General features: G+C 61.2%; 14 protein-coding genes. 8 read left to right on the top strand and 6 right to left on the bottom strand.

Annotation, left to right across the window (positions count from 1 at the left end; genetic code table 11):
* The first annotated feature begins 117 nt into the window (after window positions 1-117).
* From dprA to MA04_RS06980, 5 genes are all read left to right on the top strand, one after another.
* Window positions 118-1,188 (top strand): DNA-processing protein DprA, encoded by a 1,071-nt coding sequence (gene dprA / locus MA04_RS06960; protein WP_262459907.1) that lies wholly within the window; start codon window positions 118-120, stop codon window positions 1,186-1,188.
* Between the two features lie 115 nt (window positions 1,189-1,303).
* Window positions 1,304-1,852, top strand: coding sequence for an L-threonylcarbamoyladenylate synthase (locus MA04_RS06965; RefSeq protein ID WP_262459908.1), 549 nt, complete (start codon window positions 1,304-1,306; stop codon window positions 1,850-1,852).
* 37 nt (window positions 1,853-1,889) lie between these two features.
* The gene (hemF, locus tag MA04_RS06970) at window positions 1,890-2,798 is read left to right on the top strand and encodes an oxygen-dependent coproporphyrinogen oxidase (protein ID WP_163124563.1); all 909 of its coding nucleotides are present in this window, start codon (window positions 1,890-1,892) and stop codon (window positions 2,796-2,798) included.
* Complete coding sequence (gene aroE / locus MA04_RS06975) at window positions 2,795-3,613, top strand: shikimate dehydrogenase (RefSeq protein WP_163124561.1); 819 nt, start codon at window positions 2,795-2,797, stop codon at window positions 3,611-3,613. Before hemF ends, aroE begins: the two co-directional genes overlap by 4 nt.
* On the top strand, window positions 3,610-4,593 hold the full coding sequence (locus MA04_RS06980; protein ID WP_163124559.1) for a lipid A deacylase LpxR family protein: 984 nt from the start codon (window positions 3,610-3,612) through the stop codon (window positions 4,591-4,593). Before aroE ends, MA04_RS06980 begins: the two co-directional genes overlap by 4 nt.
* On the opposite strand, the gene MA04_RS06985 is transcribed toward MA04_RS06980, so the two are convergent.
* The gene (locus MA04_RS06985) at window positions 4,577-5,113 is read right to left on the bottom strand and encodes a gamma carbonic anhydrase family protein (protein WP_022996622.1); all 537 of its coding nucleotides are present in this window, start codon (window positions 5,111-5,113) and stop codon (window positions 4,577-4,579) included. The two genes, MA04_RS06980 and MA04_RS06985, sit on opposite strands and share 17 nt — an antisense overlap.
* Window positions 5,114-5,158: 45 nt before the next feature.
* On the opposite strand from MA04_RS06985, the gene prlC reads away from it, so the two are divergent.
* Together prlC and MA04_RS06995 are read left to right on the top strand one after the other, a co-directional pair.
* Window positions 5,159-7,192, top strand: a complete 2,034-nt coding sequence (gene prlC / locus MA04_RS06990; RefSeq protein ID WP_163124556.1) for an oligopeptidase A — start codon at window positions 5,159-5,161, stop codon at window positions 7,190-7,192.
* A gap of 129 nt (window positions 7,193-7,321) precedes the next feature.
* The gene (locus MA04_RS06995) at window positions 7,322-7,516 is read left to right on the top strand and encodes a YheV family putative metal-binding protein (RefSeq protein WP_097058308.1); all 195 of its coding nucleotides are present in this window, start codon (window positions 7,322-7,324) and stop codon (window positions 7,514-7,516) included.
* On the opposite strand, the gene MA04_RS07000 is transcribed toward MA04_RS06995, so the two are convergent.
* Window positions 7,513-9,636 carry a TonB-dependent receptor gene (locus MA04_RS07000; RefSeq protein ID WP_262459909.1) on the bottom strand — a complete coding sequence of 708 codons (2,124 nt, stop codon included), beginning with the start codon at window positions 9,634-9,636 and terminating at the stop codon, window positions 7,513-7,515. The genes MA04_RS06995 and MA04_RS07000 overlap by 4 nt on opposite strands.
* Before the next feature lie 281 nt (window positions 9,637-9,917).
* Here MA04_RS07000 and aqpZ point away from each other — a divergent pair, with 281 nt between their 5' ends.
* Complete coding sequence (gene aqpZ, locus MA04_RS07005) at window positions 9,918-10,607, top strand: aquaporin Z (protein ID WP_262459910.1); 690 nt, start codon at window positions 9,918-9,920, stop codon at window positions 10,605-10,607.
* 94 nt (window positions 10,608-10,701) lie between these two features.
* On the opposite strand, the gene MA04_RS07010 is transcribed toward aqpZ, so the two are convergent.
* From MA04_RS07010 to MA04_RS07025, 4 genes are all read right to left on the bottom strand, one after another.
* Complete coding sequence (locus MA04_RS07010; RefSeq protein WP_262459911.1) at window positions 10,702-11,286, bottom strand: hypothetical protein; 585 nt, start codon at window positions 11,284-11,286, stop codon at window positions 10,702-10,704.
* A complete protein-coding gene (locus tag MA04_RS07015; RefSeq protein WP_262459912.1) occupies window positions 11,286-11,915 on the bottom strand; it encodes a hypothetical protein in 630 nt (209 codons plus the stop codon). The genes MA04_RS07010 and MA04_RS07015 overlap by 1 nt, the downstream gene beginning before the upstream one ends.
* Window positions 11,916-12,049: 134 nt before the next feature.
* A complete protein-coding gene (locus tag MA04_RS07020) occupies window positions 12,050-12,703 on the bottom strand; it encodes a hypothetical protein (protein WP_262459913.1) in 654 nt (217 codons plus the stop codon).
* A 462-nt stretch (window positions 12,704-13,165) separates the two neighbouring features.
* On the bottom strand, window positions 13,166-17,119 hold the full coding sequence (locus tag MA04_RS07025; RefSeq protein WP_262459914.1) for an autotransporter domain-containing protein: 3,954 nt from the start codon (window positions 17,117-17,119) through the stop codon (window positions 13,166-13,168).
* Window positions 17,120-17,170 lie beyond the last annotated feature (51 nt).

Raw genomic sequence — 17,170 nt, forward strand, 5'->3', positions numbered from 1 at the left:
AGCTCCCACAGCGGCTGTGTGGCTATCTCTATTGGAGTTGTCCGAGCCGCAATCTTTTGGCATTCGGCCTCAGGCCGATTTACAGAGTCCATAACGCGCACAGGGAGGTGCGTTTTTATGCGAGACCAGCTTGCGCGCCTGGCGTTGGCCAAGGCGTTCGACCCCGCATCCATGCACCTCGGCGAGGCCTTGCGTCGCCGGCCCATCGACGAAACCCCTCTGACCCGGTATGCCGAGGCCCTGCCCGGGCGCTTGCCGAATCCGAGCGAACGCCGGAGCTGGCTGACGGCCCCGGAATCCCTCGAGCCGCAGTGGCGACCGCTGGCCGCTCAGGGCTGGCGCTGGCTGGCCCTGGGGGACGAGGATTATCCGCCGCTGCTGGCGGATCTGCCGGACGCGCCGGGGGTGCTGGCGGTACTGGGCGAGGTGTCCGCGCTGGCGCGGCCTCAAATCGCCATGGTCGGGGCCCGTGGCGCGTCCGCCGAAGGGGAGGCCAACGCCTATCGTTTCAGCCGTTGCCTGGCCGCGGCGGGATTCGCCGTCACCAGCGGGCTGGCCCTGGGCGTGGACGGCGCCGCCCACCGTGGCGCCCTGGCTGCCCCCGGGATCACCCTGGCGGTGCTGGGGCACGGTCCCGGCGAGCTCTACCCGCCACGCCATCGCCGGCTGGCCGGGGAGATCGTCGCCGCTGGCGGCGCCCTGGTGAGTGAGTTCGCCCCGGGGCGCCCGCCTTCCCGGCGTTCTTTCCCGCAACGCAACCGCCTCATCAGCGGCCTGAGCCTGGGTGTCGTGGTGGTGGAGGCGGCGCTGCGCAGTGGCTCCCTGATCACCGCCCGCTGTGCCGCCGAGCAAGGGCGGGAAGTGTTCGCCATCCCCGGTTCCATTCATAACCCGCTCAGCAAAGGCTGCCATAAACTGCTGCGGGAAGGGGCCAACTGGCTGGAATGTACCGACGATGTGCTGGCGGCATTCGAGGACTTTCATCGCACCGTGGCGCACAGCCCTTCGCTTGTTGAAACGCCGCCGCCGTTGCTGCGGTATTTCATCGGCGGTGTGAATACCCTGGACCAGCTTTGCGAGCGCTCCGGTCTGGCGCCGCCGGAGCTGACCGCGGCGTTGCTGGAACTGGAGCGGGAGGGGTGCATCGAACGGGTCGGTGGCGGCTATGTGAGCCGTCCGCCGGGTTGACCCGCCAAGGCTGTCGGGCGGCGATCCGTCCGGTGCTGGCGGGATGACCGCCACAACGGGTATCCTACGTGCCGACCGGAGAGGCTCTCCCTATTCGTCCTGACGCGCTTTTTACATGAATCTGCACCTGGACACAGCCGCCCGCATTGTTCACGCGGGCGGCGTAATCGCTTACCCCACGGAAACCGTTTACGGCCTCGGTTGCGACCCGTTCAATCGTGAGGCGGTGAACAAACTGCTGGCGATCAAATCCCGCCCCTGGCGTAAAGGATTGATCATGGTGGCCGCGGACCTGTCCCAACTCGACGGACTGGTTGCTCTGAGTGGCGATCAGCGCCGGCAACTGAGTGATATCTGGCCGGCACCGGTGACGTATTTGCTGCCGGCCACCCCGGCGGTTCCGGAGTGGGTTCGCGGCGAACACGCCAAGGTGGCGGTGCGGGTCAGTCCGCACCCGCTGGTACGGGCCCTGGCCCGGGCCGTGGGCACGCCGATCATTTCCACCAGCGCCAACCGCGCCGGCCAGCCCCCTGCCCGCAATCGCTTTCAGGTCGCCCGGGCGATGGGGGCGGAGCTGGATTTCATAGTGACCGGTGACTGCGATCCCAGAGCCCGTCCTTCCACCATTATCGATCTGGAAACCGGGCGGGTAGTGCGGGCCTGACCCCCGCGACCGCCCAGATAACCACGGAGTAATGCCGATGACCGATGTGGCGCCGCAAGCGGTAAAGCACTATCTGCTTGAGCTGCAGGACCGCATTTGCCGGGAGCTTGAGGACGAGGACGGCGGAGCCCGCTTCATCGAGGACGCCTGGGAGCGCCCGGAAGGCGGCGGCGGCCGTAGCCGGGTAATCAGCGAGGGGGCGGTGTTTGAGAAAGGCGGGGTCAACTTCTCCCATGTGCATGGCGAGAGCCTGCCGCCTTCCGCCAGCGCCCATCGGCCGGAACTGGCCGGACGTTCATTTCAGGCCATGGGCGTTTCGCTGGTGCTGCATCCGCACAACCCCTACGTGCCCACCAGTCACGCCAATGTCCGTTTCTTTCTGGCGGAAAAGCCGGGTGAAGCGCCGGTATGGTGGTTCGGTGGCGGCTTTGACCTGACGCCTTATTACGGTTTCGAAGAGGACGCGGTGGCCTGGCACAGTGTGGCGAGAGACGCCTGCGCGCCGTTCGGCGAGGATCTTTACGCGGAGTTCAAGGCCTGGTGCGATCGCTACTTCTATCTGAAACACCGGGACGAACCGCGTGGTATCGGCGGGCTGTTTTTCGATGACTTCAACCGGCTCGGCTTCGCCGACAGCTTTGCTTTCATGCGCAGTGTCGGTGATGCCTTCCTGCCGGCCTATCGGCCGATCGTGGCGCGCCGCAAGGCTATCCCCTTTGGTGAGCGCCAGCGCCGCTTCCAGCTTTATCGGCGCGGCCGTTACGTGGAATTCAACCTGGTCTACGACCGCGGCACCCTGTTCGGCCTGCAATCCGGCGGTCGCACCGAATCCATCCTCATGTCGCTGCCGCCGCTGGTACGCTGGGATTACGACTGGCGGCCACAGCCGGGTAGCGAAGAAGCCGCCTTGTACCAACAGTTCCTGATTCACAAGGAGTGGGTATGACCGATCGCTACGCCGTGTTCGGTAATCCGGTAAGCCATTCCCGGTCACCGGACATCCACCATGCCTTTGCCGTTCAACGCGGCGAGAACCTTAGCTACGAGCGTATCGAAGCGCCTCTGGACGGCTTCGCCGAGTCGGTCGGCGCCTTTTTCCAGGCCGGAGGCAAAGGCGCCAACATTACCGTGCCGTTCAAGGAACAGGCCCATGATCTGTGCGACGTACTCACCGAGCGGGCCCGTCAGGCCGGTGCGGTGAATACGCTGTGGCAAGAGCAGGGTAAATGGCATGGCGACAACACCGACGGCGCCGGACTGGTTACCGACCTGTGCGATAACCAGGGCTGGGAGTTGCAAGGGCGACGGATACTGATTCTGGGTGCCGGCGGTGCCGTTCGCGGTGTGCTTGGGCCCCTGTTGGCGCGCAAACCGGTGGCACTGACCATTGCCAACCGTACCGTGGCTCGGGCGCGGAATCTGGTCACGTTATTCCAGAATCCGCATTGCCCGGTGGCGGCGGCGGGACTGGAAGAATTGGGCGGTGACTTCGACGTCATCATCAACGCCATATCGGCGGGATTACAAGGAGAAATGCCGGCGTTGCCGGTGAGCCTGGTGCACCGGGACACGGTGGCCTACGACATGGTTTATGGCCGTCAGCCGACGCCGTTCATGAGGTGGGCGGACGCCGCCGGCGCGGCGGGTGTTTGTGATGGCCTGGGCATGTTGGTGGAGCAGGCGGCGGAGGCCTTTCAGGTTTGGCGGGGGTGGCGGCCGGACACTCGTCCGGTGCTTAACAGCCTACGGAGCGCGTCATGATTCAGGTGCGAAATTGGATCCTTGGTGCCGGCCTTTCCTTCGCTGGCGTCTGTGGTGCGGATACGTTTGGTTTTGCCTGGGATAACGACTTGTTCGTCGGTTTGGACAAGAACTACACCAATGGCCTGCGCATCAGTTGGGTCGGTGATGGCCATGGCAAGTGCGATGACAACGGCGGGGCAACCTGCGCGGTGGCGCGGGCTCTGGATCCGCTGCCGGGAGTGTCCGCGGCGGATGAGCGCCATGCGCTCACGGTCAGCCTGGAACAGATCATGGTGACGCCCGACGACATCGAGCGTTCCACGCCGGACTACACGGATGTGCCCTATGTGGGCTACAGCAATCTGGAACTGGGGCTGTTCAGCTGGGATGCCCGTAACCTGTATGGCTATGGTATACGGGGCGGCGTGGTGGGCCCGGACTCCGGCGCGGAGGAAAGCCAGAAGATCGTTCATAAGGTCACCGGTTCCACCCGGCCAAGGGGCTGGGACAACCAGCTTGGCCCGGATCTGATCGGCGGGGTCTATTTTTTGCACGCCCATCGCTTCCTCAAGCGGGAATACGACAGCGGTTATCAGTTGGAGCTGGGTGGGGCCTGGGGCGTTGACGTCAATAATTTCGACGGCAATGCGCAGAGCGGAGGGTTCATCCGTTTCGGCCGCAACCTGCCCGGCAATTTCATTCCGGATTACGCGGGCATCGGTACCGCCGGGTCTCTGGTGGGGCTGTTCGATAACCCCGGGTTCGGCTGGGAGCTGTTCCTGGGGTCATCCGTGCAGTACAACGGCTATTCCTACATCGAGCGCAAGGGCGGGGACTACAACATCGACAAGGAAGACTGGACCGTCACTCTGATCGGTGGGGCCGGTGTTCGCAATGACCGCTTCAGCTTTACCATGACCTTGCAGCACTCCACATCACCGATCCGCGACAGCGACCCGATCAGCTTCGGCAACATGTCGTTCATGTGGGCGATTTAAGGTACTGATCCTTCAGTTTCACGTAATTCCCCGCCACATAGGGCAGGAACGCCAGCTCCTCCTCGGTGAGGCGGCGCGCCGGTTTGGCCGGGCTGCCCCGGTACAGCCAACCGCTTTCCAGGCGTTTGCCGGGGCTCACCAGAGTGCCGGCGGCGATCATCACGTCATCTTCCACCACCGCGCCGTCCATGATCATCGCCTGCATACCCACCATGACCCGGTTGCCCACGGTGCAACCATGCAGCATGGCCTGGTGGCCAAGAGTGACATCCTCGCCGATGGTCAGCGGAAAGCCGTCCGGGTTGAAACGGGAGGCGTGGGTAATGTGCAGCACAGCGTTGTCCTGGACGCTGGTGCGGGCGCCAATGCGGATACGATGCATATCGCCGCGGATCACCGCCCCCGGCCAGATTGAACAGTCCTCGCCCAGGGCCACGTCACCGATCACGGTGGCGGCGGGATCCACATATACCCGTTCGCCCAGTTGCGGTACCTTGTCTTCGAAGCGACGAATCCCCATCTCTTTCTCCCAATCAGGTGAATTCCGTTTATAACGAGAGGCCCCATGAGTCACAACCCGTTGATCGACTACCCGGATCTGCCCCCCTTTTCCGAGATCCGTCCCGAGCAGGTAAAACCGGCGGTGGAGCAACTGATCGCGGATGGCCGCCAGCGTATCGAGACGGTGCTGAAAGCCGGTGACGTGGGTTACCAGGCGCTGGTGGCGGCGCTTGATGAAGAGGACGACCGCCTTGGCAAGGCCTTTGGCCCGGTCGGGCATCTTAACGCGGTGGCCCAGAACGAGGCGCTGCGGGAAGCTTACAACGCTTGCTTGCCGCTGCTCAGCGAATACGGCACCGAAGTGGGACAGAACAGCGCCTTGTTCGCGGCCTATCAGGCGCTCCACGACAGCGCCGAATTCGCCACTCTCAATGAAGCCCAGCGTAAGGATATTGATAATACCCTGCGTGATTTCCGCTTGTCCGGCGTCGCCCTCGGGGAGGAAGACAAGCGCCGTTACATGGAGAACGCCAAACGCCTCTCCGAACTGACCACACAGTATGAAAACCAGCTTTTGGACGCCACCCAGAACTGGAAAAAACACGTTACCGATGAGCAGGAGCTGGACGGCCTGCCGGAAACCGCGCTGGCTGGCACCGCCGATCGCGCCAGGGCCGAGGGACTGGACGGCTGGCTGTTGACGCTGGATTTCCCGGTCTATCTGGCGGTCATGAGCCATGCCCGTAATCGTGCCCTGCGCGAGGAAATGTATCGCGCCTTCACCTCTCGGGCCTCTGATCAAGGACCGGACGCCGGCCGTTTCGACAATGGACCCGTCATGGACGAGATTCTGGCGTTGCGTGATGCCCAGGCCAAACTGCTCGGGTTCGGGAGCTATGCGGAAAAATCGCTGGCCACCAAGATGGCCCGTAGCGTCGATGAGGTGATGCACTTCCTTCACGATCTGGCGCTCAAAGCCAAACCGCAGGCGGAGAAGGAATTGCAGGAACTACAGGACTTCGCCGCGGAACAGGGCGCCACGGATCTGCAACCCTGGGACATTGGATTCTGGAGCGAGCGTCTACGTGAAGCCCGTTATGATCTTTCCGACGAGGCACTTCGTCCCTGGTTCCCGGCGGAAAAAGTCATCGATGGCATGTTCGCCGTGGTCGGCAAGCTGTTCGGTATCCGCTTCCGTCAGCGCGATGACGTGGACACCTGGCATACGGATGTCCGCTTCTTCGAGTTGGTGGACGATGACGGCGGTGTCCGCGCCGCCTTCTATCTGGACATGTACGCGCGCACCGGCAAGCGCGGCGGCGCCTGGATGGATGACGCCCGTATTCGCCGCCGCCGGCTGGATGGTTCGCTGCAAACCCCGGTCGCCTATCTGACCTGCAATTTCGCGCCGCCGGCCGGGGGCAAGCCGGGCCTGCTGACCCACGATGAGGTGGTGACGCTGTTCCATGAGTTCGGTCATGGCCTGCACCATATGCTGACCGAGCAGGAAGTGTCCGGGATTTCCGGCATTAACGGTGTTGCCTGGGACGCGGTGGAGCTGCCCAGCCAGTTCCTGGAAAACTGGTGCTGGACCGAAGAAGGTCTGGCAATGATCTCGGGTCACTATGAAACCGGCGAACCGCTGCCCAAAGCGATGCTGGACAAGATGCTGGCGGCGAAAAATTTCCAAAGCGCCATGGGCATGATGCGACAGCTGGAGTTCTCCCTGTTCGACATGCGTTTGCACGCGGAATACACGCCGGAGCTGAGTATTCAGAAGGTTCTGGATGAGGTCCGTGACGAAGTGGCGGTGATCAAGCCGCCGGCGTTCAATCGTTTCCAGAACGGTTTCTCACACATTTTCGCCGGTGGCTACGCCGCGGGTTATTACAGCTACAAGTGGGCGGAAGTGCTTTCCAGCGACGCCTACTCGCGGTTCGAGGAAGAAGGCACGTTCAATGAGGACGCCGGCCGCGCTTTCCGTGACAACATCCTTGCCCTGGGTGGCAGCCGGGAGCCGATGGAACTGTTCAAGGCGTTCCGTGGCCGCGAACCGAGCGTGGAGCCGTTACTGCGGCATAGTGGTATCGACGTCTAGTCAGGGAGAAGTGGGTATTCGCTTGCAGGCAAGCTCCCACAGCAGCTTCGTAGCTCTGTGGGAGCTTGCCTGCAAGCGAAGGATACTGCCCATTTCGCATGACCTGGAAATTGTCCAACGAGTCAGATTATGAAACGTCAATTTATCGCCGGTGCCACCTGTCCGGAATGCGGAAAGATGGACAAGATCCAACGTGTTATCGATGGCGATAAGCAATGGATGGAATGCGTCGCCTGCGGTCTGGTGCGTGATCTGGACGCGGAACCACAGGCGACGGATGCGAATGTGCAGAAGGTGGATTTACGTCCACCCGGGAAGCATTAGAAGTTCAGACGATAGCCCACTGTCAAGGTGCGCCCTCTGCCGGTGAAATAACGGTCGTTATTGGCCAGGGCGCTTTGTGAGTAATAGGTGACGTACTGCTTGTTCAGGAGATTGGAAAGCGCCACGCTGAGTTGCCCTTTGGGTAACCGGTAGCCAATGGCGGCGTCCACCAGCAGATAGCCGTCGAAGTCCAGGTCATCGCCCTTGGGGCTTTTATCGAGGTTTTTATCGAAAGCATAGTTGGCTTGCACGAATGAGGTCAGCCTGGAAGACCAGCGCGCTGACCAGCTGGTGATCAGGCGATCCGGTGCCACATTCAGGCCATTAAGTCGTGCATCCAGAGTGCCATCGTCGTTGCTGTCATAGCGTCCACGCATGTGGGAGTAGGCCAGTTTGCCGCTGTGATTCGGTGTGAACTGGTAGCCCAGAGTTCCTTCGATGCCATCGATCTTTGTTTTCTCCCGCCGCATTACAAAGGCATCGTTTTCACGCTCGATACGGCTGCCGTAGTCCGAAGACGAGACGTAGTAGCTCACCTCGGCGCTGAAGGGACCGTCCTGATAGCGAACGCCGCCTTCGACGTTGTCGGTGACGATGGGGCGCAGGTCCTTGAAGTCTTCCACTGATTGACCCGATTGATTAATGCCTCGCAGCACACGGCCCACATCAGGGAGCGCGAAACCTTCCGAGTAGTTGGCGAACAGGTTCCAGTTGTCTTGTGGCGCCCAGACCAGGCCCACGTTGTACAGGGTATCGTTGAAGCTGGGATCGCCACCTTCCACATAAACGCCGCCATTGTTCCACACTGTATTGTAACCGTCGATTTTCAGCTCGGCGTATTCGTAACGGGCGCCGGCGGAAAGTGTCAGGGAGTCGATGGGTTTGAGCTGGATCTGAATGAACGGCGAAAGGTCGGTGTATTCCACTTCCGGCACGTAGGTGCGGTCGGTCAGCCACAGGAACTGCTCGGTGTTATCAAACAGTGTGTCGAAGCCGCCGGTGAGTTTGAGCCGGCCATTCCAGAGGCCGTCCTTGGTCAGGGAAACCTTGGTGCCATACTTGGTGGTTTCCGCCATGGTCTGATCGTAGAGCCTGCCAGGCGCCGGGACGATGGCCGGGTCCTGGAAAGAATTGGAATCAGTAGCGCCAAACAGAGACTCGTAATCCTGATAGAACGCCAAAGCGTTGAGCTGCATACCCGCCAGATTGTAGTGATCGTAGCTCAGGCCGGTGGTCCAGACTTCGTTGTAAGGTGCGTCGCCTTCAGGGGTGCCTGGAGTGGAGGTAGTGGGCACACCTTCGTCCCGCTTGCCACTAACACTGACGTACTCGTTCAGTCCCTTGATCCGATACCGGTTCACGCTCAACTGCAAACGCTGATTGTCATCCAGCCAGTAGGCCAGTTTCCCCATGGCGTCATAACTACGCGAATTCATCAGATCGCCCTGGGTGTTATCCACGCCAATTAGATGGTTATCACCATCCAGGAACATGCCCTGTTCCTCGTAACCGAGGGCGAAGAGATAGTCGACTTTGCCGGCGTTGCCGCTTACCCCGTAATGGGTTTTGTAGCTCAGGGTTTCGGACTTCAATTCAGAGGTGGGTGTGGTTATCTGGACGTCGATGTTTTGATTCAGGGAGCCTGGTTCGGGTCTTTTGGTGATCAGGTTGATGACACCTCCAGTGGCGCCCAGACCGTTGGTGGCGTTGGCGCCCTGGATCACCTCGATACGTTCCACCATGGCGAAGTCGATGGTGTGCATTTCCCGTCCGGTGGGACGCAGCGGGTTGGACTGGGGAATGCCGTCGATCATCACCAGTGGCGTCCGGCCACGCAGGGTCTCGCCGCTGCCGCTCATTTTCTGACGGCTGGGAGAAAAGGAGGGCAACAGATTACTCAGGATCTGAGAGGAGTCCGAGGTGATCTGACGCTGCTCTTCGATTTCCTCTTTCTTGATGACCCGGATCACCTCCGGAGTGTCATGTTCAGTGGCACCGGTCCGGGACGCACTGACGACGACCGGTTCGAGAACATGATCCTGGGTTTGTTCGGCGCCATACGCCGGGCATACCAATGCCACCCCGATGGCCGATGCCGGCCAGAGCAGTCGATGATGCATGGGGGATTCTCCCTTACCTCGAAAAACGGAATGCAGATGACGCGTTCTCTGGAAAGGCCAGAAAAGGTCTAATTGCAAATGAAAACGATTATCATACCATGTAAGCAATGTAAGTCAATGAAGGCCGCCGGCATGGCGGAAGAACGGGCTGGCTTTGGTGAAGAAATACCACGCGTTCGTAAAAGAATGACACTAAAGCGTTATTCGACAGGGATAACGCTGGCCATGGTGAGCCGTCCTTATGTATATAAACGCAATCCCCTCATACAAAGGACTGCACGATGAACAAATATATAGCGGAATGTTTTGGGACTTTCTGGCTCGTTCTCGGTGGCTGTGGCAGCGCGGTACTGGCCGCCACCTTCCCGGAAACCGGAATCGGTTTCGCCGGTGTCGCGCTGGCCTTTGGCCTGACCGTGCTCACCATGGCCTATGCCATCGGTCATATCTCCGGCTGCCATCTGAATCCCGCGGTATCGGTTGGGCTGTGGGTGGGTGGGCGTTTCCCTGGCGGGCAAGTGATTCCCTATGTTCTGGCTCAGGTGATCGGCGCGGTGATCGCCGGGGGCGTGCTTTACCTGATCGCCACCGGCAAGACGGGCTTCGACGTGAGTGCTGGTTTCGCCTCCAACGGCTACGGAGAACACTCCCCCGGCGGTTACTCCCTGATGGCGGCGGCGTTGACTGAAATCGTGATGACGGCGATGTTTCTGATCATCATCATGGGTTCGACCCATGGCCGCGCCCCGCAAGGCTTTGCCCCCATCGCCATCGGCTTGGGATTGACCCTGATCCACCTGATCAGCATCCCTGTCACCAACACCTCGGTGAATCCGGCACGCAGTACCGGCGTGGCGTTATATGTCGGAGACTGGGCCACCGCGCAATTGTGGCTGTTCTGGTTGGCACCGATTATCGGCGGGGCTGTAGGCGCACTGATTTATCGCGTTCTTATCGACGACAAGGCCTGACGTCACGACCAAACGACCAGCTTCCCACAGAGGGCTCCGCAACGTCGCCGTGGGAAGCGACCGCAGTGACCTTGTCGCTCCCGGCAACGGCCGCTCAGACCATATTGGTGACCACATTAACGGTAATGGCGGCGGTGACCAGCGTCACACCGAACAGGGCCACGGAGACAATACCCAATACCATGCCAAGCATGACAGTACCGCGGTTGTCTTGATCCGCGCCGGCGCCGCGCATGATACGCAGATCCCGGGCCCCAACCATCCAGGCGACGATACCCAGCGGTTGGAACAACAGCAGGGAGAGGGCGCCGATCAGCACCAGCTCCCTGGCTTGTCTTTCACTAGCGTGCCCCACATCGGGCGCTCCGTCGCCGCGCCCGACGAACGCCGCACAGATCAACAAGGCGTAACCGCCCATGGTCAGGCTCTGACTTATGGCGCCGTCGATGAGTATGAACAATTCCAGGTTGGGATCACGAGAGCCGATCAGACCGGCGCCCAGAGCCAGATCCACCGACAGGGAATAAAGAGCATTCAGCCAGAGCAACAAGGCGGCCGCGATCATCAACAAGGCGGGTTTGCGAAAACGGCGGAAATACAGCCCACTGGCAATCAACGCCATCACGGCTGGCAGGAAGGTTGGTCCCGCACTTAGCAGAGTATGAAAGAAACTCAGCATTAGTAAATTCCACTCCGAAATAGAGCTATGCTGCCATCGTAAACTCCCCGAGCAATCCAGATTGAGGCAATCAATGCAATAAGGAACCAGGCCAGAGCAATGGCGCTGACAATGACGCCAATGATCATGCCGCGCCGGCCTGCGGAATCCAAATCGCCCCTGCGGATGGCTCTTAAATCCTGTACGCCCATGACCAGAGTAGTGATCGCGAAAGAAGGGAACAGGAGTAAGAATACCCAACTCAGTACCAAGGTGGTCACGCCCCGATGCCGGCTGATGTTGGCACCCTGGGATTGATCCGCTGCAAGCAAGGTAGGTGGCTTCCGGTCAACAAATACGGCAGCTACGAGCAGTAGCATTATTGAGCCTTCCAGTAGAATAAATACAGGTAGGGATATGGAGTGCAACGCCTCCAGTGCATCGTGATTGACTTCCTGTATGAACGTTGTGCTTACGATACCGCGCAAGATCATACTGACCAACAAGGTGGTCCACGCCAAGGCACAGCTGAGAGTGGTTAATAGAGCAGCTGTTCTTGATCGATGAAAGAAGCGAACGGCCAGTATCAGACCGATCGTTGCTGGAATCAGGTTAATCATGTTGCTACGCAGAACATCAATCCATGACATGACATAATTCCGATAAAGGAAAATCACACGTTGAGCTATGGTGCGTGATAGGAAAATGCCTTTTGGTGGGAATTGCGAAGTACTCGTGACGACTACCTGTTCGCCGGGGCGTCATCGTGACGCCCTTCGGGTACTTAGTATGCCCAGTTACTGTTGGCCAGAGCGGTGATGAAGAAGCCTATTGCGATCAAACTGAGCACGAACAAGACGATGGCGATGATGCCCAGGATCATGCCGGCCAGGGTGGTGCCGCGGCCCTCCGGATCCATACGGCCTTCACGCATGGCGCGCAGATCTTGCACGCCGATTACCCAGGGCGCGATGCCAAGAGGCTGGAATACCAACAAGGAAATCAGACCGAGCGTCAGCACAAGAGCGCCGCGATGATTCGGCGCCTGGGACAGTTGGGGCGGGACGTGGGAAAGGCCTGCTCCAGAGTTTTGATCGGCATTGCCGTCAGAGAGCGACTGCTCCTTCCCGCGACCGACGAAAGCGGCGGATATCAACAAAATGGTCGCGGACAACGTGAGGATGGCATACACGCCACCATTGATGGCGCCGAACACCTCCCAGGACAGGGCATCGCCTACCAGAGGTATGATGAAGATCTGGGAAACAACGTTGTATCCCCCTTCCAGGAACAGCAAGACACTGGCGATGATGACCAGAACCGCCGCTTTGCGCGCCCGCTGCATGTTGATGGCGCCGAGAACGACACCGATGATAGCGGGTATAAGCAGGGGCAGCGCATACATAAGCGCGACCAGCGCCTGGGCTGGATCGGACATGGGAGCTCCTTCTCGTTGAAGCGGACAATGAGCGTGATGATCGCATAGGAGTGTGGATGGGCGCCAATGTCGTCGCTGTGGACGCTGCTTGACTTGCGCCCGATAGCATTTGCTATTCACACGCCAACAATGTTGATTTGAAGGGACAATATCACCAAAACGCCGGCCGCTAACGAATCACGGTTCGTGGACCGCTGTTGTCCCATCGTTTCGAGAGATCCTGGCTCCCTGGTTTGTGAATGACTGGCAGTGCCCTGTCAACAGGTCTCGGAGCCATGAATTCAGAGGTTGCTACAAGGCCGCTGTAGGAGCTTGTCCGGGCGGCGGACCGCTGCAAGCGAATTCTTTAGGAGCGGGGCGCAGGGCAAGCGCCTACAGCGACTTCGAGAGATCATCGTGTAGGCGTGCCAGCAGGTCGTCCCAAAACTGTGGGACAGCCGTGGCCCACGGATCGTGATCTCCTCACCAACGCACTTCAATCCCCGCCTGCCCCAGATGCTCGTTGCCCTGATCATCCACCCGGCCCTGATAATCCAGAGATAACTGGATGCGCGGGCTCAGTTGCACGGCGGCGCCGAGGCGAGCTTGCAAGCGCGGGTCATCACGGTCAGCGCCGTACACGGTGAAGGTCTCGCCGGCGTCGACGAAGCGGGCGTCCTGTTCGCTCTGGGTATCGCCGAACGGCTGTACCAGAGCCAGGCCGCCATGCAGCCGGGTGGGGTGACTGCCTGACCGTAAGGTGCGCCCCAGGTCCACCCCGAGTTCGGCTTCGCCCCGGTGCAGCGTGATCTTCTCCACCCGCAGATCCGCCGCTCCGGCGCCCTCCTCACGGAAGCCGTCCCGCTCAAGGCGGGTCATCGCCACCTGGGCGTAGGGCCGCACGTCGGCGCGGCCGGCGCTCAGGTCCAGGCCGCTTTCCAGCGCCAGCCGGGCCGCCTTGACGGTGCTGGAAGAACGGGCCGGCGTCTGGTCCTCGAAGTGGCGTTTGTGGTCGTGGTCGGTTTCGCCGTAGCTGAGATCCGCGCGCACGTAGAGAGTGCGGGTGAGATCGCGGCGGCCGTAGGCGCCCACGAACCAGCCGTCCAGATCGCCGTCGGCCCGGCGCCGGTCGAACTCCAGACGCCCCTGAGCCTGGCCCACGGCGAGCCCGACTCGGCCTTTTCCCAGAGTGCGGTCCAGCCCCAGGGTCAGATGCTCGCCTTTCATTTCATAGCCGGCATTGCCGGTGTAGCCGTTGCGTTTTTCCTCACTGTCCAGGGCGCCGGCCTGCAACCACAGGCCGTTGTCGTGGTCGCCGGCCAGGGTGCGTTGATCCGCGGACGCGCTTTGCGTCCGGTCGCGCTGACGCAGACGCTCACCGAACTGGCCGATCAGCCGGTCGGTGGCGCTCAGCCCGGCCACCAGGGAGTCGCCGCTGTAGCGGTCGAAGGCGGCCGCGGCCGCGTCGGTCTCCTGGGTGACGATGTCCTGATAGACCGCATGATCCGGCGCCAGGGTTTCCACCGCGCCGGCCACCGAGCGTTGGTTGCGGGTCAACGCGACGCTGTCGAAGGCGACGTCATTACGGGTCAGGGCCAGCAGGACTTCGTGATCGTTATAGTCCAGACCGGCATCAAGAAAAGCGAAGCGGGATAGGACCGCTTCGAAACGGCCGAGGATCCCCCCATCGGCGCTTAAAATCGTGTACTCGGTGAAGGGCTGATAGTCGCCGTCGTTGCCCACATGCAGCACGGAGCCAGCCAGGGTGGCGCTACCGGTGACGTGGACCAGATCGCTGTCGGTATTGTCCGGACTGACTTCCATGTCATAGGACGAGCCGCTCTCGAACACCAGGTCGCCATCCACGGTGAGGGTGCCGATACTGTTGCCCGGCGCCAGCGTGCCGCCTTGCGTAATGGTGGTGTCGCCGACGATACCGTCGCCGCCGAGGGTGCCACTGTCGTCCACCAGAACCTCGCCGCCCAGGCGGCCGCTGACGCTTAACCGGCCCGCCGCCACCTGCGCGGTGCCGTGAAAACCACCATTGCCGCCATTGAGTTTTAAATCACCGTCGCCGGTTTTATGCAGAGTGCCGGTACCGGACAACTGCCCCAGGTATTCGCCATTCTGCTGCTGGTCGAAGGTGGCGTGGCCGTCGGCCAGCAGAATGAGATCGCCGCTGAAGCGCTCAGCGGCGGTCACCAGTTCCCCGTCATGAACGGACCAGTCCAGGGTCGAGGTGCCGGACAGCGTGAGCGTGCCCTCGCCGTTTTTGATCAGAGTGCCATCGGTACCGTCGAAGCCACCGATGTCGCCGGCGAAAGTGCCGTCGCTGTCCTGTTCGAACACCACGTTGCCGGCGTTGGCCAGATCACCACTGATCGAGGTGGCGCTGCCAAACAGGCGGCCCGCCTCGACGAAGGTGTTGCCGTAGTCGTTGTCGCCGCGCAGATGCAGAATGCCCTCGCCTCGTTTGATCAGATCACCGGTGCCGTTCAGATCCTGGTTGACGATAAATTGCTGCAAGCCATCGACGATGTCGAAGCCACCGCCCTGGTCGCCCCAAGTGATTGAACGCTGATTCGATAGGGAAAGAAAATCGGGATCGGTGACGCGCAACACGCCGCCGTTGAACGTCAGCCCACTATTGGCATCACCGAGATGGCTGTCGCTGGCCACCGAAAGCACGCCGCCATTCAAGGTGGTGCCGCCGGTGTAGGTGTTGTCACCGGTGAGCACCAGGGTGCCGGCACCGGTTTTGTTCAGGCCGTCCTGGCCGGCGATAACGTTGTTGATGGTGGCGGTATACCCGCTGCTGTCGCCGCTGCCGTCGCCGACACGGATTTCGCCGTCGCCGTCCACCAGACTCAACGCGTCGCCTTCCAACACATAGCCGTCGCCGGCGAATTGCAGGCCGGTGGCCTGAACCACGCCGTCGGTGCTATCCAGTGTGACGGTGCCCGCGTTACCACCGAAAATCGCGAAGCCGGGTTGCGGCTGCATGGGTGCGGTGAGGGTGCCGTCGGTGTCGGTCCAACTGGCGCTATCGTTGGACCACACACCATCGCCGCCACCCTGGCCGTCACCGTTCCAGAGGTTCAGGGTCATGCCGGTGGTGTTGAGCAGGTTGATCTGGCCTTGATCGTCGAGGAATTGCAGGCTCATTCCCTGTGGCTCATCGGCCAGCAGCAAGCCGCCATTGTTTTGTTTCAGGGTGCCGCCGTAATCGAACAACCGATACAGGCCCACGCCAAAGTCGCCGTCATCGGTGAGATTAAGCGTGCTGCCGTTGAGGGCCAGGTCGCCGTTGACGGTGACGCTGTCGCTTTGGCCCAAGGTATTGAAATCCCCTCCCGGGGCGCCAAATTCGAAGTCCAGCAGTGAGCCTTGCGCCAGGGTGAGATCGCCGTCCACGGTGAGAGTACCGATGCCGCCATCACCCGGTGCCAGCGTGCCGTCACTGTCAATGGTGGTGGTGCCGACACTGCCGCCGCCGCTAAGGGCGGCGCCGCCGTTGACCGTGACGGTACTGGAAAGCCCTCCATTCACCTGCAGAGTGCCGCCCTCCACCTGGGTAAGGCCGGTAAAGCTGCTGGTGCCGGTGAGCACCGTGGTGCCGGCGTGGTGCTCGATGGCGCCGTTGCCGGTGATATCGGGGGCAAATTCGTAGCCGCCGCTGGTGTCGGTGTGGTTGAAGACGATCCGGCCGGAGGCATTGGCATCGGGGTTCGAGGATACCCGGCCCATTTCGATTTCGGTGGTGTTGGCGAAGCCGGGCGCGGCAGCAGGGTCGCCGGCGGCCGCGCCGATCACCAGAGTGCCGAGGGCGGATGGGCCTCCACTCTCTCCCAGAATAATGCGATTGCCGACACCGCTGACGTTGAGGGCACCGCCGTCGGCGAGGATCAGGGTGCTCGTGGAGTTGCGGCCGATACGGATGCCCAGGTCTCCATTGGCGACTTCCGCATTCCAGGCAGAATCGGTGCCAGTGATGGTCAGGGTAGCCGGATCAATGTTCCAACCGATGCTGTGATAGACTGCGGAGCTGGTGAGACTGCCTCCGTTCTGGATGGTCAGATGTCCGCCATACATGATCAGGTCGCCGGATTCCGCCGCTTTCCGGTTGATCGTGGCGGCGCTACCATCTCCGCGAAGAATGCGAACAGAATCGCCGCTCCCAGGGATACCGCCGGTACAACCGCCGGACACACAGCTCCAGTTGCCGGGGTCGAACCAGTCTTCGCCTGCCGCTAAATCGTCCCAATGATACGAATCCGCCCTGGCCGCTCCGCCGGGGAGTATTCCCAGAGCGGTCAACAGTGCCGCCAAGGCAGCGGCCCGGGGGCCGGAAGCCCTGCCTTGCCTTTTGGTGAACTCGGGCACAGCCTGCCATGTCCCGGTGTGGCGGTTGAAAAGGGTGCGGTAAATGCGGTTCATGGCGTCTTCCCGTTAAGGATGTAATGAAGCTAGCAACGGAGCAGGTATTCG

Origin of the sequence: Alloalcanivorax balearicus MACL04, assembly GCF_025532145.1 — a bacterium.
Taxonomy (GTDB): Bacteria; Pseudomonadota; Gammaproteobacteria; order Pseudomonadales; family Alcanivoracaceae; genus Alloalcanivorax; species Alloalcanivorax balearicus.

What these genes read in the sequence shown, in the direction of transcription:
- dprA (WP_262459907.1), top strand. Translation starts at nt 118, where the DNA reads ATGCGAGACCAGCTTGCGCGCCTGGCGTTGGCCAAGGCGTTCGACCCC.
- MA04_RS06965 (WP_262459908.1), top strand. Translation starts at nt 1,304, where the DNA reads ATGAATCTGCACCTGGACACAGCCGCCCGCATTGTTCACGCGGGCGGC.
- hemF (WP_163124563.1), top strand. Translation starts at nt 1,890, where the DNA reads ATGACCGATGTGGCGCCGCAAGCGGTAAAGCACTATCTGCTTGAGCTG.
- aroE (WP_163124561.1), top strand. Translation starts at nt 2,795, where the DNA reads ATGACCGATCGCTACGCCGTGTTCGGTAATCCGGTAAGCCATTCCCGG.
- MA04_RS06980 (WP_163124559.1), top strand. Translation starts at nt 3,610, where the DNA reads ATGATTCAGGTGCGAAATTGGATCCTTGGTGCCGGCCTTTCCTTCGCT.
- MA04_RS06985 (WP_022996622.1), bottom strand. Translation starts at nt 5,113, where the DNA reads ATGGGGATTCGTCGCTTCGAAGACAAGGTACCGCAACTGGGCGAACGG.
- prlC (WP_163124556.1), top strand. Translation starts at nt 5,159, where the DNA reads ATGAGTCACAACCCGTTGATCGACTACCCGGATCTGCCCCCCTTTTCC.
- MA04_RS06995 (WP_097058308.1), top strand. Translation starts at nt 7,322, where the DNA reads ATGAAACGTCAATTTATCGCCGGTGCCACCTGTCCGGAATGCGGAAAG.
- MA04_RS07000 (WP_262459909.1), bottom strand. Translation starts at nt 9,636, where the DNA reads ATGCATCATCGACTGCTCTGGCCGGCATCGGCCATCGGGGTGGCATTG.
- aqpZ (WP_262459910.1), top strand. Translation starts at nt 9,918, where the DNA reads ATGAACAAATATATAGCGGAATGTTTTGGGACTTTCTGGCTCGTTCTC.
- MA04_RS07010 (WP_262459911.1), bottom strand. Translation starts at nt 11,286, where the DNA reads ATGCTGAGTTTCTTTCATACTCTGCTAAGTGCGGGACCAACCTTCCTG.
- MA04_RS07015 (WP_262459912.1), bottom strand. Translation starts at nt 11,915, where the DNA reads ATGTCATGGATTGATGTTCTGCGTAGCAACATGATTAACCTGATTCCA.
- MA04_RS07020 (WP_262459913.1), bottom strand. Translation starts at nt 12,703, where the DNA reads ATGTCCGATCCAGCCCAGGCGCTGGTCGCGCTTATGTATGCGCTGCCC.
- MA04_RS07025 (WP_262459914.1), bottom strand. Translation starts at nt 17,119, where the DNA reads ATGAACCGCATTTACCGCACCCTTTTCAACCGCCACACCGGGACATGG.